Here is a 14,899-nt window from a genome sequence, read left to right on the forward strand (position 1 = left end):
CTCGGTGCACCCGCCTCGCATGGACGCGTCGCGGGAGTCTGTAACACAGCAGCCGGGCGGTCTCCCGACTCACCAACCTCGGTGAGCAGGTCTCGCCGTCTGCGGCGACCTGTGGAAACTGCGGTGCGGCGTAGGCCTTGGGCAGGGGTGACGGGCTGACCGCCGAGAGCTTCGGGGGTGCGCCGAACCGCAGGAAGATCGCATGCTTCGCGGCTGTGCTCGGTCTAGAGCGTAATCAACTCTTCCGACCTGCGGCAACAGGGTCCCGCTCGGCGTGTCAAAGTCTACCCCGGAAAACCCGGGCCCCGCTGACATCTGTCGGCAACTCCCAACGGCGCCAATCTGTTCCCGCCTCGAACCCGGTCGGCACGTCGGAGAGCGCCAGCACCGTCGGCCCCGCCCCGCTGACCACGGCCGCCACACCAGCCTCACGCAGCTCAGCCACCAGTTTCGCGGTGCCCGGCATCCCCGGGGCCCGCTGCTCCTGGTGCAGGCGGTCGACGGTGGCCGGCAGCAGCAGACCCGGGTCGGCGGTCAGCGCGTGCACCAGCAGAGCGGCCCGACCGGCGTTGGACGCCGCGTCGGCGTGCGGCACGGTGGCCGGCAGCGCGGCCCGGGCCACCGAGGTCAGACCCCGCTCGGCCGGCACGAAGACGGTCGGACGGACGGCCGGCGCCACCGGCAGCGACACCGCCCGAGCGCCGGTCGACTCCGTCCAGGCGATCGTGAACCCGCCGAGCAGGCAGGGCGCCACGTTGTCCGGATGCCCCTCCAGCTCCGCCGCCAGCCGCAGCGCCGCGTCGTCGTCCAGCCGCCGCGCGCCGTCCGCCACCAGCGCGCGGGCCGCCAGCACCCCGGCCACGATCGCCGCCGAGGACGAGCCGAGACCGCGGGCCTGCGGGATCCGGTTGACGCACTCCAGCGCCAGGCCGGCGGGCTGCGCGCCGAGCACGTCGAAGGCGGCCCGCATGGCGGTCACCACCAGGTGCCGGTCGTCCGACGGCAGCTCACCGGCGCCCTCACCGGTGACCACCACCCGCACGTCGCCGTCGGTCACCTCGGCGGTGACGTCGTCGTGCCGGCCGAGGGCCAGCCCCAGCGCGTCGAAGCCGGGGCCGAGGTTGGCGCTGGTCGCGGGCACCCGGACCCGGACCGGACCGGAGGCGAAAGTCGTCGGCACCGGATCATGCTATGACCTGGGTACGACCACCGCCCGAACCGCCCGGAGCCTGGGAACGGCCGGTCAGCCGGCCCGTCCGGGGGCGGACGCCTCGGCCGGGTCGGTCAGGGAGAGGCGCCGGGTGGCGAAGCGCCAGCCAATCGCGTAGACGACGGTGACCAGGCCGCAGCCGGCCAGCACGGTGCGCTCGTCCACCCGGTCCACCACCAGCGCCACCACCAGCTGGCTGACCGCGATGGCCAGCGTGGCCAGCATCATGTCGGTGGCGAAGACCCGGCCGCGCAGCCGGTCCGGCACCTCGCCCTGCAGGGCGTAGTTGGACAGCACCCAGTTGCTGCCGCCGCCCAGGTGGGCCAGGAAGACCAGAACCAGCACCAGCGGGAACCAGGACACCGCCGAGGCGCCCACATAGGCCAGGCCGTACATCGACATGGACAGCGCGAGGCCGGTGAGCAGCCAGGCCCGGTTGCTGAGCACCCGGCGCATCAGGATCGGGCCGACCAGCGCGCCGGCGCCCCGGGCCGCGAAGAGCAGACCGGCGCCGACCGCGCCGACCCCGTAGACGCCCGCGAGCAGCGGGAAGACGGTCAGCACGCCGTTGCCCAGGCCGACCGCCGACTTCACCGTGACCAGCGCCAGCACGCGTGGCCGGTGGGCGATGTAGCCGAGCGCCTCGCGGATCGCCGCCACGGTGCGCGGCACGCTCGCCGCCGGGTCCCGGGGCGCCTGCAGGGGCCGACGGATCAGCGCGGCCAGGACCGCCGCCCCGGCCAGGCCCACGGCGGCCACCCAGAAACTGACGTACGGCCCGGACGCGGCGCTGAGGATGCCGCCGAGCGAGGCGCCGACCACGGTCATCGTGCCCCAGGCCGAGCCGGCGACCGCGTTGGCCGCCGCCAGGTCCGCCGGGTCGACCACGTTGGGCAGGGCGGCCTGGGCGGCGGGCGAGTAGAACGCCTTCGCCACCGCCACGATCGCGATCGCCACCAGCGCCAGCCACGCCGTCTGACCGGAGCGGACGCCGAGCAGCAGCAGGATGCCGACGAGCGCGGCCACGTTGGCCGCCATCATGACCCGGCGGCGGTCGAACCGGTCGGCGATCGTGCCGGCGTACGGCAGCAGCAGCGCGGTGGTGCCGGTGTCCACGGCGAGCACCAACGCCCCCCAGACCCCGCTGCCGGTCAGGTCCGGCAGGAGCACCAGCAGCGGCACCATGACGAACCAGTCGGCGCCGAAGACCACCAGCTCGGCGAAGAACAGGTTCCGGAAGTCGCGGTTGCGGACGAGGACCGAGAGGGTGGGTGACACGCCGGCACCCTACCGGGCCGCTCCCGGGCCGGTGGCGCGGCGCAGCAGGTCGGAGACCGTGACGAAGGTGTAGCCCCGGGCGCGCAGCCCGGCGATCATGTCGGGCAGGCCGCGCAGCGCCACCAGCCGCCGCTCGTCGCCGACGTCGTGGCCGAGCAGGATGGTGCCGGGCCGCACGTCGGCGACGATCCGTCGGGCATGGCCGGCCGGATCGTGCGGGAACTCGCCCTCGACCATCTGCAGCGTCCAGAGCACCACCCGGTAGTCCAGCCGGGCCGCGGCGTGGAGCACCGCGCCGCCCAGGTGACCCCAGGGTGGACGGAGCAGCCGGGGCGCCGAACCGGTGGCCGCGGTGATCGCGTCGTGGCTGCGGCTCAGGTCGTCGTGCGCCCTCGTGGCGTCCATCCGGGCGAGGTCGTGGTGCGCCCAGCTGTGGTTGCCCACCTCGTGCTCGCCCATCCGGCCCCGCACCAGCGCGGCGTGCCGGCGGGCCCGCTCACCGACCAGGAAGAACGTCGCCGGCACCCGGTGCTCGGCCAGCGTGTCCAGCACCATCGGGGTCCACTGTGGCCGGGGGCCGTCGTCGAACGTCAGCGCCACCAGCGGCGCGTCGGCCCGAACCCCCCAGACCACCTGCACCCCGCCCCCGCCGACGTCCTGGCGACGGTTGCCGAGCGTGGCGCTGGCCGGGCCGCCGGCCAGCGGGAGCCGGCGGTCGGCCACCCACGTGCTCTCCAGCGTGGTCGCGGAACCCAGCGCGGCGCCGCCGAGCACCAGTGCGGACCGACGCAGCAGCGTGCGCCGACCCCACTTGCCCGCGCCGTCCGCCATCGCGCCCCCCGCACCCCATGTAGGCACCAGCTGACCGAGCGTACCGCCCGGGGTGGTTCAGGGGTGCCCCCCGCGGCGGAGGTGTTAGGAGGGGGCCCCGCTTATGCAGAATGCGTCAAGCGGGGCCCCCTCCTTTCACTCGGTCGGGGGAAGGGGGGAACGGCTGCTCTTCGGCAGGCGGAGCACCTCGAACTGGTCCGTACCGTCGATCAGCGCCCCGGACGGGCGGGCCGGCGGCGCGACCGGCTCGGCCGGCCCGTCCCCGCCGCCCACGGTCACCGGCGTCGGGGTCTCGGCCAGGGCCGGCGCCCCGACCTCCTCGACCGGTTCCGGGGCGCCACGACGGCGGTCCCGGCGGGCCCACAGCGAGCCCTTGGTGCGCTCCACCATCGTGTAGAGCGTCGGCACCAGGACCAGCGTCAGCAACGTCGAGCTGAGCAGGCCACCGATCACCACGATCGCCAGCGGCTTGGAGATGAAGCCGCCCTCGCCGGTCAGGCCGAACGCCATCGGCAGCAGCGCGAACACGGTGGCGACCGCGGTCATCAGGATCGGTCGCAACCGCCGCCGGCCGCCCTCGACCACGGCCTCGGTGACACCCATGCCCTGCGCCCGGTACTGGTTGATCAGATCCAGCAGCACGATCGCGTTGGTCACCACGATGCCGACCAGCATGAGCACGCCGATCAGCGCCGGCACGCCCAGCGGCGTCCCGGTGGCCAGCAGCAACGCGATCGCCCCGGTCGCCGCGAACGGCACCGAGATCAGCAGGATCAACGCCTGGGTCAGGCTGCGGAACGTGGCCACCATGATCAGGAAGACGATCGCGATGGCGGCCAGCACGGCCAGGCCGAGGTCCGCGAACGCGTCCGCCTGGTCGGCGCTCACCCCACCGATGACGAAGGTGGCGCCCGGCACGTCCAACGCGTCCAGCTTCTTCTGCAGCTCCTGGGTGGTGGCGCCGAGGTTCGAGCCGGTGGCCGTGCCGGTCACCGAGACGCTGCGCTCACCGTCGATCCGGGTCACCTGCTGCGGACCGTCGACCTGGTCGACGTCGGCGATCGCGTCCAGCGTCACCGGTCCCACCCGCAGCGCCCGCAGCTCGGCCACGCTCACCGGCGGCCGGGCCCCGGTGCTCAGCACCACGTCCTGCGCGGTGCCGTCCAGCGTGACCTGGCCGAGCGGCGCCCCGCGGTACGTCTGCGCCACGAGCTGCCCCACGGCCGCCTCGGTGAGGCCGGCCCGGGCCGCGGCGACCCGGTCCACGGTCACCTCCACCCGGGGCACGCGCGTGGCCAGGCCGGTGGTGACGTCCTCGACGCCCGGGATGCCGGCCGTCGCGGCCCGGACCTCCTCCGCCGCCCGGACCAACGTCTCCTGGTCGGCGGCCTGCACCACCACCTCGACCTGGTTCGCGGAGGCGTTCTGCCCGCCGCCGAAGGTCAGCTCGCCGACCTCCGGGCCGAGCGCGTCGAACTCCTTGCGCAGGGCCTGCCGCACGGTCGCCGCGTCGGTGTCGTCGGAGAGCGCCAGCGACCAGGAGGCGCTGTCGCTACCGCCACCGGCGAACGGGTTGTCCCCGCCGCCGGCGCTGACCTGGTAGGTCTCCACCCCCGACGTACGCCGCAGCACCTCCTCCACCCGGGCGGCGGCCCGGTCGGTGCCGGCGAGCCCGGTGCCGGCCGGCATCTCCTGCCGGATCGCGAGGGTGTCCTGGCCGGAGTCGTCCAGGAAGTTCGTCTCCAGCTTCTGGGCCAGCCCGAACGTGCCCAGCAGCACCAGCAGGCCCAGCGCCACGGTGGCCCACCGGCTCTTGCGGGACCGGGTGGCGAACCCGATCACCGGCAGGTACGCCCGCTGCAACGGGCTGCGCAGCTCCTTCTCCTCGGCGGCCCGGCGGGCGGCCTCGTCGTCCGCGCCGTGACGCGGCCGGAGGAACCAGTAGGCCAGCACCGGGATGACGGTCAGCGACACCAGCAGCGAGGCCAGCAGGGCCACCGTCACGGTGATCGCGAACGGCGCGAAGAGCTGCCCGACGAAGCCGCCGACCAGGGCGATCGGCGCGAACACGGCGACCGTGGTGAGGGTGGAGGCGGTCACCGCGCCGGCCACCTCACGGACCGCGGTCAGGATCGCCTCCCGCTTCTCCTCGCCGTACTCCAGGTGCCGTTTGATGTTCTCCAGCACCACGATCGAGTCGTCGACCACCCGGCCGACCGCGATGGTCAACGCGCCGAGCGTGAGCAGGTTCAGCGAGTAGTCGCCGGCCCAGAGCACGAGCAGCGCGACCAGCACCGACAGCGGGATGGAGACCGCGGTGACCACCGTGGACCGCACCGAGAGCAGGAAGACCAGGATCACCACCACCGCCATCAGCAGGCCGAGCAGGCCCTCGGTGGTGAGGCTCTCGATGGACCGCTCGACGAACGGGGCCTGGTCGAAGACCACGGTCAGCTCGGCGCCGGAGGCGGCCTTCAGGTCGGCCAGCCGGTCCCGGATGTCGTGCGAGATGCCGACCGCGTTGCCGTCCGGGCTCGCGGTGACCGCGATGCCGAGGCTCGGCTTGCCGTTGGTGCGAGTGAACGACGTCGCCGGGGCGAGCTGCTGCTCCACCCGGGCCACGTCACCGAGTCGTACCGGGGTGGCGGGCGCGGTGGTGAGCACGATGCCGCGCAGGTCGTCCACGGTGCGGATCGGGGTGCCGACCTGCACCGGCAGCGACCGGTCGCCGTCGGCCAGCGCGCCGGCCGGCACCGCCACCCCGTTGGTCTTCAGCGCCTGCGCGATCGCGGTCGGCGCCACCCGGGCGGCGGCCAGCTTCGCCGGGTCCGGCGTGATCGCCACCACCTGGTCCCGGGCGCCGGTGACGTCCACCGAGCGGACCCCGTCCAGCCCCTCCAGCTCCGGCACCACGGTGGCGCGCAGCTTCTCGGCCAGTGCCCGCTCGTCGCCGTCACCGGTCGCGGCCACCACCACCGCGGGCAGGTCGTCCGTGCTGCCGGCGATCACCTGCGGGTCGACGCCCTCGGGGAGTTGGGTCCGGTTGAGCGCGGTCTCCATCTTGTTGACCACGTCGTCCAGGTCGGTGCCGAACTCGTACTGCACCTGGACGGTGACGGCGCCCTCGCGGGAGGTGGAGGTGACCTTCTCCAGCCCCGGGATGCCCTGGAGGCTGTTCTCGATCGGCTCGGCGACCTGGGACTCGACGATCTCCGGCGCGGCGCCCGGATACGGCGCCACGATGAACGCGGCGGGGAACTCCAGCGACGGCAGCAACTGCTGCTTGAGCGACGGCACGGCGAACGCGCCGAACGCCGCGGTCACCAACGCGATCAGGGCGATCAGGCCCCGGTTGGCAAGACTGAATCTGGCGAGCAACGACATGGGCGTTGGTCACTCCTGAAGAGGGGTCTGCGGGGTTGCCCTGAGTCTGCCGCACCCGCTCGCGTTCCCCGCATCCGCCCTGGGGAGTGTCCCGGCCGCCATACCCCACCACCAGCTTGATCCACTCGAGTTCGCCGTAGTGGCGACATCGAACGCACGCCCACCCCGCCATGACGGCGAGCCGGAGTGGATCAACAGGCCGGATACCACCACGTCGGCGAGGTGGCGTCGGTCAGGCCAGGTCGAGGGCGCGCGCGGCGGCGATCGCGTCGTTGGCGATGGTCAGCGGTGCGGGAGCGGTCGAGATGGCCCACTCCGGGTCCTTCAGGCCGTGCCCGGTGACCGTGCACACCACCCGCGACCCGGCCGGCACCCGGCCCTGGTCGGCCTGCTGGAGCAGGCCGGCCACGCTGGCCGCGCTGCCCAGCTCGACGAAGACCCCCACCTCGCGGGCCAGCAGCCGGTAGGCGGAGAGGATCTCCCGGTCGGTGACCGCGGAGATCAGCCCGTCGGAGGCGTCCCGCGCGTCGACGGCCTTGGTCCAGCTCGCCGGGTTGCCGATCCGGATGGCGGTGGCGATGGTCGACGGCTCGGGCACCATCTGACCGGTGACGATCGGGGCCGCGCCGGCCGCCTGGAAGCCGTACATCCGGGGCGCCCTCGTGGCGTTGCCGTCGCGCAGGTCCTCCGAGTAGCCCATCCAGTAGGCGGAGATGTTGCCGGCGTTGCCGACCGGCAGGCAGTGGATGTCGGGCGCGTCGCCGAGCGCCTCGACGATCTCGAAGGCGGCCGTCTTCTGCCCGTGCAGCCGGTAGATGTTCACGGAGTTGACCAGCGCGACCGGGAAGTCCTGGGCGAGCTTGCCGGCCAGCGCCAGGCAGTCGTCGAAGTTGCCCTGCACCTGGAGCAGCTTCGCGCCGTGCACCAGCGCCTGGGCCAGCTTGCCCAGCGCGATCTTGCCCTGCGGCACCAGCACCGCGCAGGTGATCCCGGCGCGGGCCGCGTACGCGGCGGCCGAGGCGCTGGTGTTGCCGGTGGAGGCGCAGATGATCGCCTTGTCACCGCCCTCGACGGCCTTGGAGACGGCGACCGTCATGCCCCGGTCCTTGAAGGAGCCGGTCGGGTTCGCGCCCTCGACCTTGAGCCACACGTCGGCGCCGACCCGGGCGGAGAGCACCGGCGCCGGCAGCAGTGGCGTGTTCCCCTCGTGCAGGGTCACGACGGGAGTGGCGTCGGTGATCGGCAGCCGGTCCCGGTACGCCTCGATCAGCCCTCGCCACATGTCGCGCTCCTCGCCTCCGTCGCCCCGGTCACGGGGTCTGCCAACAGCGTGGCCCAGCCTTCCCGGCCGGCCACCGCCACACCCTGCCCTAACCATCAGGCGGGACGGCCGGGTTACGCACCGCCCTCGACCCGCAGCACGCTGGTGACCGAGCGGACGGTGTCCAGCCCGCGCAGCTCACGCACGGTGGTCGCGAGCGCGGCGTCCGGCGCGACGTGGGTGACGACGACCAGCTCGGCGTCGCCGCCGGCCGGCCCCTGCCGCACGGTGGCGATGGAGACCTCGTGCCGGGCGAACACCCCGGCCACCGCCGCCAGCACACCCGGCCGGTCGGCCACGTCGAGACTGATGTGGTAGCGGGTGAGCGCCTCCCCCAACGGCCGCACCGACAGGTCCGCGTACGCCGACTCGCTGGCCTGGCGTACCCCGGCGATGCGGTTGCGGGCCACCGCGACCACGTCGCCGAGGACGGCGCTGGCGGTGGGCGCGCCGCCCGCGCCGCGGCCGTAGAACATGAGCTGCCCGGCCGCCTCGGCCTCGACGAAGACGGCGTTGAACGCGTCGCCCACCCGGGCGAGCGGATGGGTCAGCGGGATCATCGCGGGATGCACCCGGACGTTCACCGTCTCGCGCCCGGCGGCGTCGACGCCCCGGGCGGCGATGCAGAGCAGCTTGATCGTGCAGCCCATCGCCTTGGCGCTGGCCACGTCGGCCGCGGTCACCTCGGTGATGCCCTCGCGGTGCACGTCGGCGGCGGTGACCCGGGTGTGGAACGCCAACGAGGCGAGGATGGCGGCCTTGGCGGCGGCGTCGAAACCCTCCACGTCGGCCGTCGGGTCCGCCTCCGCGTACCCCAGCTCGGTGGCCTCCTCAAGCGCCTCGGCGAAGCCGGCGCCGGTCGCGTCCATCGCGGAGAGGATGAAGTTGGTGGTGCCGTTCACGATGCCGGTGACCCGAGTGATCCGGTCGCCGTGCAGCGACTCGCGCAGCGGGCGCAGCAGCGGAATGGCCCCGGCGACGCTTGCTTCGTAGTAGAGGTCGGCGTCGCCCTCGGCGGCCGCGTCGTGCAGCGTGGCGCCGTCCTCGGCGAGCAGCGCCTTGTTGGCGGTGACCACGCTCTTGCCGGCGCGCAGCGCCTCGACCAGCCAGCCGCGGGCCGGTTCGATGCCGCCGACGACCTCCACCACCACGTCCACGTCGTCCCGCTTGATCAGCCCCAGCGGGTCGGTGGTGAAGAGGCTCTCCTCGACCGGCAGGTCGCCGCGGTCACGGCCGAGCCGGCGTACGGCGATGCCGGCGATCTCCAGCGGCGCGCCGATCCGGGCGGCGAGGTCGGCCGACTGCTCGTGCAGCAGGCGCACGACATCGCTGCCGACCGTGCCGCAGCCGAGCAACGCCAAGCGAACCGGTGAGGTCATCCCACATCCAAGGCAAGCAGGTCGTCTTCCGTCTCCCGGCGAACGATCACCCGGGCCGATCCGTCACGCACCGCGACGACCGGGGGGCGCGGCACATGGTTGTAGTTGCTGGCCATGCTCCGGCAGTAGGCCCCGGTGCCGGGCACCGCGACAAGATCTCCGGGCTGCACGTCGGCGGGCAGGAATTCATCCTTCACCACGATGTCCCCGGACTCACAGTGCTTTCCCACCACCCGGGCGAGCAACGGCGGCGCCGTCGACGCGCGGTTGGCCAGGGTGGCCGAGTAGGAGGCGTCGTAGAGCGCGGTGCGGATGTTGTCGCTCATCCCGCCGTCGACGCTCACGTACGTCCGCAGGCCGTCCAGCTCCTTGACGGTCCCGACCTGGTAGAGCGTGAACACGGCCGGGCCGACGACGGCCCGGCCGGGCTCGACGGAGAGGTGCGGCACGGCCAGGTTCTCCGCCGCGCACTCCCCGTCGACGATCTTGCGGAGCCGCTTGGCCAGGTCGTGCGGCGAGGCCGGGTCGTCCTGCGTGGTGTACGCGATGCCGAAGCCGCCGCCCAGGTCCAGCTCGGGCAGCTCCACGCCACGGGCGTCGCGGATCTGCGCCTGCAGGGCCAGCACCCGGCGGGCGGAAACCTCGAAGCCGCTGGCGTCGAAGATCTGCGACCCGATGTGCGAGTGCAGCCCGCGCAGCTCCAGCACGTCCTCGTCGAGGATCCGGAACGCCGCCGCGGCGGCCGCGCCGCCGGCCAGCGAGAAGCCGAACTTCTGGTCCTCGTGCGCGGTGGCGATGAACTCGTGGGTGTGCGCCTCCACGCCGACGGTGACCCGGAGCAGCACCCGGGGGCGGACGCCCCGCTCCCGGGCCAGCGCGTTGAGCCGGTCGATCTCGGTGGACGAGTCGACGATGATCCGCCCCACCCCGGCGTCCACCGCCCGGGTCAGCTCGGCCACCGACTTGTTGTTGCCGTGGAAGCCGAGCCGTTCCGGCGGCATCCCGGCCGACAGCGCGGTGGCCAGCTCACCGCCGGTGCAGACGTCGAGGAACATGCCCTCCTCGGCGATCATGCGGACCACCGCCCGGCAAAGGAACGCCTTGCCGGCGTAGTAGACGTCCGCGTCCGGGAAGGCGGCCCGGAACTCGCGGCAGCGCCCGCGCAGGTCGTCCTCGTCCAGCACGTACGCCGGGGTGCCGAACTCGGCGGCCAGGTCGCGGACGTCCAGCCCGGCCACGGTCAGCGCGCCGGCCTCGCCGCGCGCCACGTGGCGCGGCCACAGGTGCGGCACCAGGAAGTTGACGTCGACCGGGGTACGCAGCCAGGCGGGCCCCCGGTTGCCGATGTCGCCGTGCAGGGCTCCGGCCTCATGGGCTCGCATGATTACATCCTCTCGGGCGCGGAGACGCCGAGCAGGCGCAGGCCGTTGGCGATGACCACCCGGGTGGCGTCGTTGAGCCAGAGCCGGGCCCGGTGCAGGTCGGTGACCTCCTCGTCGCCGCGCGGCAGGATCCGGCAGTTGTCGTAGAACCGGTGGTAGGCCTGCGCCAGGTCCTCCAGGTAGTGGGAGAGCCGGTGCGGGGCGCGCAGCTCGGCGGCGGCGGCCACCACGGACGGGAACGCGGCCAGCGCCTTGAGCAGCTCGTTCTCCTTCTCGTGGTCGAGCAGCTCGGCGCAAAAGCCGACGGCGTCGCCCCGGGTCAGCCCGACCTCGGCGGCGTTGCGGTTGACGCTGGCGGTGCGGGCGGCCACGTACTGCACGTAGTAGACCGGGTTGTCGCGGGTGGCCCGGGTCCACAGCTCCACGTCGATGTCGATCGGCGAGTCGCTGGAGTAGCGGGCCAGCGCGTAGCGGGCGGCATCCACGCCGATCGCGTCGACCAGGTCCTCCAGGGTGACCACGGTGCCGGCCCGCTTGCTCATCCGCACCGGGGCGCCGTCGCGGACCAGGTTGACCAGCTGCCCGATGAGGATCTCCAGGCTGCGCGCCGGGTCGTCGCCGAAGCAGGCGGCCATCGCCTTCATCCGGCCGAGGTAGCCGTGGTGGTCCGCGCCCAGCATGATCACGACCCGCTCGAAGCCGCGCTCCCGCTTGTCCAGGTAGTAGGCACAGTCGGCGGCGAAGTAGGTCCACTCACCGTTGGACTTGCGCAGCACCCGGTCCTTGTCGTCGCCGAAGTCGGTGGTGCGCAGCCAGGTCGCGCCCTCGGACTCGAAGACGTGCCCCTGCTCGCGCAGCCGGGTCAGCGCCTGCTCCAGCTCGCCCCGGTCGTGCAGGTCCTTCTCGTTGAAGTAGGTGTCGAACTCGACGCCGAAGTCGCGCAACGAGGACTTGATCTCGTCGAACATGAGCTGGACGCCCTCGACCCGGAACACCTCCTGGGCGGCGTCGTCCGGCAGCTCCCGCACCTCGGGCCGGCGGTTGACCACCTCGGCGGCGATCTCCGCGATGTACGCCCCGCCGTAGCCGTCCTCCGGGGCCGGCTCGCCCTTGGCGGCAGCCAGCAGCGAGCGGGCGAAGCGGTCGATCTGGGAGCCGGCGTCGTTGAAGTAGTATTCCGTGCCCACGTCGGCGCCGGTGGCCCGCAGCAGGCGGCTGAGCGCGTCGCCGACGGCCGCCCAGCGGACCCCGCCGATGTGCACCGGGCCGGTCGGGTTCGCCGAGACGAACTCCAGGTTGATCCGCTGCCCGGCCAGGGTGTCGCTGCGCCCGTACGCCGGGCCGGCCTCGACGATGACCCTGGCGAGCTGGCCGGCGGCGGCCGCGTCGAGCCGGATGTTCAGGAATCCCGGGCCGGCGATCTCCACCGACTTGATTCCCGGCGCCTTGCCGAGCTGCTCGGCCAGCGCGGCGGCCAGCTCCCGCGGGGGCACCCCGACCTTCTTGCTGAGCTGCAGCGCCAGCGTGGAGGCGTAGTCGCCGTGATCGGGGTTACGGGGTCGCTCGACGGTGGTCTGCGCGGGCAGCGCGGCGCGGTCCAGACCCCGCTCGTCGAAGACGGCGTGGGCTGCGGCGAGGACGACCTCGGCGAGTTCTGCGGGAGTCACCGAACCATGTTATCGGGGGTAGACTCGGGCACCGCGGCGGCGACCCAGCATGTGAACCGGCCCCGCGCTCCCCTGACCGACCGACCTGACGAGGCACGATGAGCATCAGCACCCCGGGCGGCCCGGAACGCCGTCCCACCGTGGTCAGCACCGGCAAGAAGCCGGCCGCCGGCCGGCCCGCGCCTGGCGACAAGCCCGCCGTCAAGGCCGGTGCGGGCAAGCCCGGCGGCGGCAAGGGCGCGCCACGGCCGGGCGCCGGGGGCAAGGGCCGCAAGCCGGTGACCCCGGTGAAGGTGAGCCAGGGTCGCCCGTGGGGGCCGATCGCGCTCTTCGCCGCGGTCGGCGTACTCGCCGTCGCCATCATCGGGATCGGCGCCTGGTCGGTCTACCAGGGCGCTCAGCCGTGGCAGAAGCGGGCCGACGCGATCAACGGCGTGGTCGACTTCCGCAAGAAGGACAAGAACCTGGTCAAGGGCGGTAACCACCAGCCCGGCACGATCAAGTACGACGTGTCCCCGCCGGTCGCCGGCCCGCACAACCAGGCCTGGCAGAACTGCATGGGCGACGTCTATCCCGCCCCGATCGCCAACGAGCACGCGGTGCACAGCTTGGAGCACGGCACGGTCTGGATCACCTACCGCCCCGACCTGCCCGCCGACCAGGTGGCGAAGCTCGAGAGCAAGGTGAAGGGCAAGGAGAAGCTGATGCTCAGCCCGTACGAGGGGCTGGACAAGCCGATCTCGCTGCAGGCCTGGGGCTTCCAGCTCAAGGTGGACAACGCCGACGACGGCCGGATCGACGACTTCATCAAGACGCTGCGGGTGAACGCCTCGATCGAGGGCCCGAACGCGCTCTGCGACCAGGGCATCACCGCCACCGGCACCACCCCGCGGGACAACGTGCAGCCGAACATGGCCGAGCAGCCCACCCAGTGAGGACGCCACGATGACCGCTCCGGTGACCACCGCCAGCGAGTTCGACGAGGTGCCGGCCGCCGACGAGGGCGGCCGGCCGGCGGCGCGCCGCTACGGCCTGCTGGCCCTGGCCGCCGCCGTCGTGGTGGGGCTGCTCCTCGGGTACGCCGGCGGCCTGCTCACCCCGACGCTCACCCGCCCGGGCGACACCTCGGCCGAGGCCGGTTTCGCCCGGGACATGACCGCCCACCACCACCAGGCGGTGGCCATGGGGCTGCTGGCGTTCCGCCAGGGCCAGGACGCGGAGGTGCGCCAGGTCGGCGTGGACATCGCCACCGGGCAGCAGGGTGAGATCGGCACCATGCAGACCTGGCTGCGCTCCTGGAAGCTGGACCCGACCGGCGAGCAGGCCCCGATGGCCTGGATGCCGGACGGCGCCGGGGTGGTGAAGGACGGCCTGATGCCGGGCATGGCCACGCCCGAGGAGATGGCGAAGCTGCGAGCCGCGAGCGGTCGCGAGTTCGACGTGCTGTTCCTCCAGATGATGATCCGCCACCACATCGGCGGGGTGCACATGATCGACGGCATCCTCGACCAGGGGCACGACGACGACGTGCTGGCGGTCGCCCAGGTCATGAAGAACACCCAGCAGAACGACCTGACCAACCTGAACGCGGCGCTGAAGCGCCTGGGCGGCACCCTCTGACGTCCCACTTGCCCGCTATGCCCGTTTGTAACGTTTTGGGGATAACACCCCATTGCACTGCTTCGGGAAGTTTCTCCATACATATCGTGACCGGTTATGGTTCGGGCTCGTTGCGCAGGACGTGGGGGTTGCACTCAGAGACGCAGGGCGGTCGGTGACCAGCTGGTGCCGACGCCACACCATCGGCGGTGACGGAGCGGTGGCAGCCGTCCGTCGCGGACTGCGGCAGGGCGAGCCGGGAACGCTCAGCCGCGAACAGGAACTCGAACTCATCGACGTGCTGCGGGGCGTCCACCCCGACGAGTTCGGCATCGACGAGGAGCTCTGGACCCGGCAGAGCCTGACCACGCTCATCGAACGTCGGTTCGCGCTGGCCATGGACGCCGGCACCGTCGGGGCGTACCTCCGGGCCTGGGGGCTCGGGCCGCGCGAGCCGCGCGAGCGGGCCTGCGGCCTCTGCGTCGGCGCGGTCGAGCGGTGGGTGCGCAGCGAGTACCCGGCGATCACGCGAGCCGCGCAGGAGCACGCCGCGGACATCTACTGGATCGGCCGGGTGCGGCTGCGCGGCACCATGCCGGCCGCCGACGTGGTCTCGGCGGTCTCCTCCCGGGGACGGGTGCGGTTCATGGTCACCACGCCCTCGGTGGACCCACCGCTGCCCCGGGACTTCGTGCTGCGGCTCAGCGGCGCCGAGGAACGCACCGTGCACCTGATCGTGGACGGCTCCTGGCCACGCAACGAGTGGCCCCGCCGGCTGCCCCGTCGCATCGCGCTGCATCCGCTGCCGAGCTGCGGTCGCGCCGTCGCCGCCGCCTGACCGTGGAGAT

At 73.0% G+C, this 14,899-nt stretch carries 11 protein-coding genes; 3 read left to right on the forward strand and 8 right to left on the reverse strand.

The annotated features are described in order from the left end of the window. Positions 1–277 precede the first annotated feature (277 nt). From thrB to argS, 8 genes are all read right to left on the reverse strand, one after another. Positions 278–1,180: a homoserine kinase gene (thrB, locus tag ACGFI2_RS19605; RefSeq protein WP_393518826.1), complete on the reverse strand. Its 903-nt coding sequence runs from the start codon at positions 1,178–1,180 to the stop codon at positions 278–280. 63 nt (positions 1,181–1,243) lie between these two features. After that, positions 1,244–2,488, reverse strand: a complete 1,245-nt coding sequence (locus ACGFI2_RS19610; RefSeq protein WP_393518829.1) for an MFS transporter — start codon at positions 2,486–2,488, stop codon at positions 1,244–1,246. A 9-nt stretch (positions 2,489–2,497) separates the two neighbouring features. After that, positions 2,498–3,319: a polysaccharide deacetylase family protein gene (locus ACGFI2_RS19615; RefSeq protein ID WP_393518832.1), complete on the reverse strand. Its 822-nt coding sequence runs from the start codon at positions 3,317–3,319 to the stop codon at positions 2,498–2,500. A 135-nt stretch (positions 3,320–3,454) separates the two neighbouring features. Then, the gene (locus ACGFI2_RS19620) at positions 3,455–6,703 is read right to left on the reverse strand and encodes an efflux RND transporter permease subunit (protein ID WP_393518834.1); all 3,249 of its coding nucleotides are present in this window, start codon (positions 6,701–6,703) and stop codon (positions 3,455–3,457) included. A gap of 232 nt (positions 6,704–6,935) precedes the next feature. Then, positions 6,936–7,985, reverse strand: a complete 1,050-nt coding sequence (gene thrC / locus ACGFI2_RS19625) for a threonine synthase (RefSeq protein ID WP_393518837.1) — start codon at positions 7,983–7,985, stop codon at positions 6,936–6,938. 113 nt (positions 7,986–8,098) lie between these two features. Beyond that, on the reverse strand, positions 8,099–9,403 hold the full coding sequence (locus ACGFI2_RS19630) for a homoserine dehydrogenase (RefSeq protein WP_393518840.1): 1,305 nt from the start codon (positions 9,401–9,403) through the stop codon (positions 8,099–8,101). Further along, complete coding sequence (gene lysA / locus ACGFI2_RS19635) at positions 9,400–10,785, reverse strand: diaminopimelate decarboxylase (RefSeq protein WP_393518843.1); 1,386 nt, start codon at positions 10,783–10,785, stop codon at positions 9,400–9,402. Before lysA ends, ACGFI2_RS19630 begins: the two co-directional genes overlap by 4 nt. Before the next feature lie 2 nt (positions 10,786–10,787). Continuing rightward, the gene (argS, locus tag ACGFI2_RS19640) at positions 10,788–12,452 is read right to left on the reverse strand and encodes an arginine--tRNA ligase (RefSeq protein WP_393518846.1); all 1,665 of its coding nucleotides are present in this window, start codon (positions 12,450–12,452) and stop codon (positions 10,788–10,790) included. A gap of 98 nt (positions 12,453–12,550) precedes the next feature. Between argS and ACGFI2_RS19645 the strand changes: the two genes are divergently transcribed. From ACGFI2_RS19645 to ACGFI2_RS19655, 3 genes are all read left to right on the forward strand, one after another. Next, positions 12,551–13,387: a DUF3105 domain-containing protein gene (locus ACGFI2_RS19645; protein WP_393518849.1), complete on the forward strand. Its 837-nt coding sequence runs from the start codon at positions 12,551–12,553 to the stop codon at positions 13,385–13,387. 10 nt (positions 13,388–13,397) lie between these two features. Beyond that, a complete protein-coding gene (locus ACGFI2_RS19650) occupies positions 13,398–14,072 on the forward strand; it encodes a DUF305 domain-containing protein (protein WP_393518852.1) in 675 nt (224 codons plus the stop codon). A 121-nt stretch (positions 14,073–14,193) separates the two neighbouring features. Then, complete coding sequence (locus ACGFI2_RS19655) at positions 14,194–14,889, forward strand: winged helix-turn-helix domain-containing protein (protein WP_393518855.1); 696 nt, start codon at positions 14,194–14,196, stop codon at positions 14,887–14,889. The last annotated feature ends 10 nt before the right edge of the window (positions 14,890–14,899 follow it).

Source organism: Micromonospora sp. NPDC049282, from assembly GCF_043197045.1.
GTDB lineage: Bacteria > Actinomycetota > Actinomycetes > Mycobacteriales > Micromonosporaceae > Micromonospora.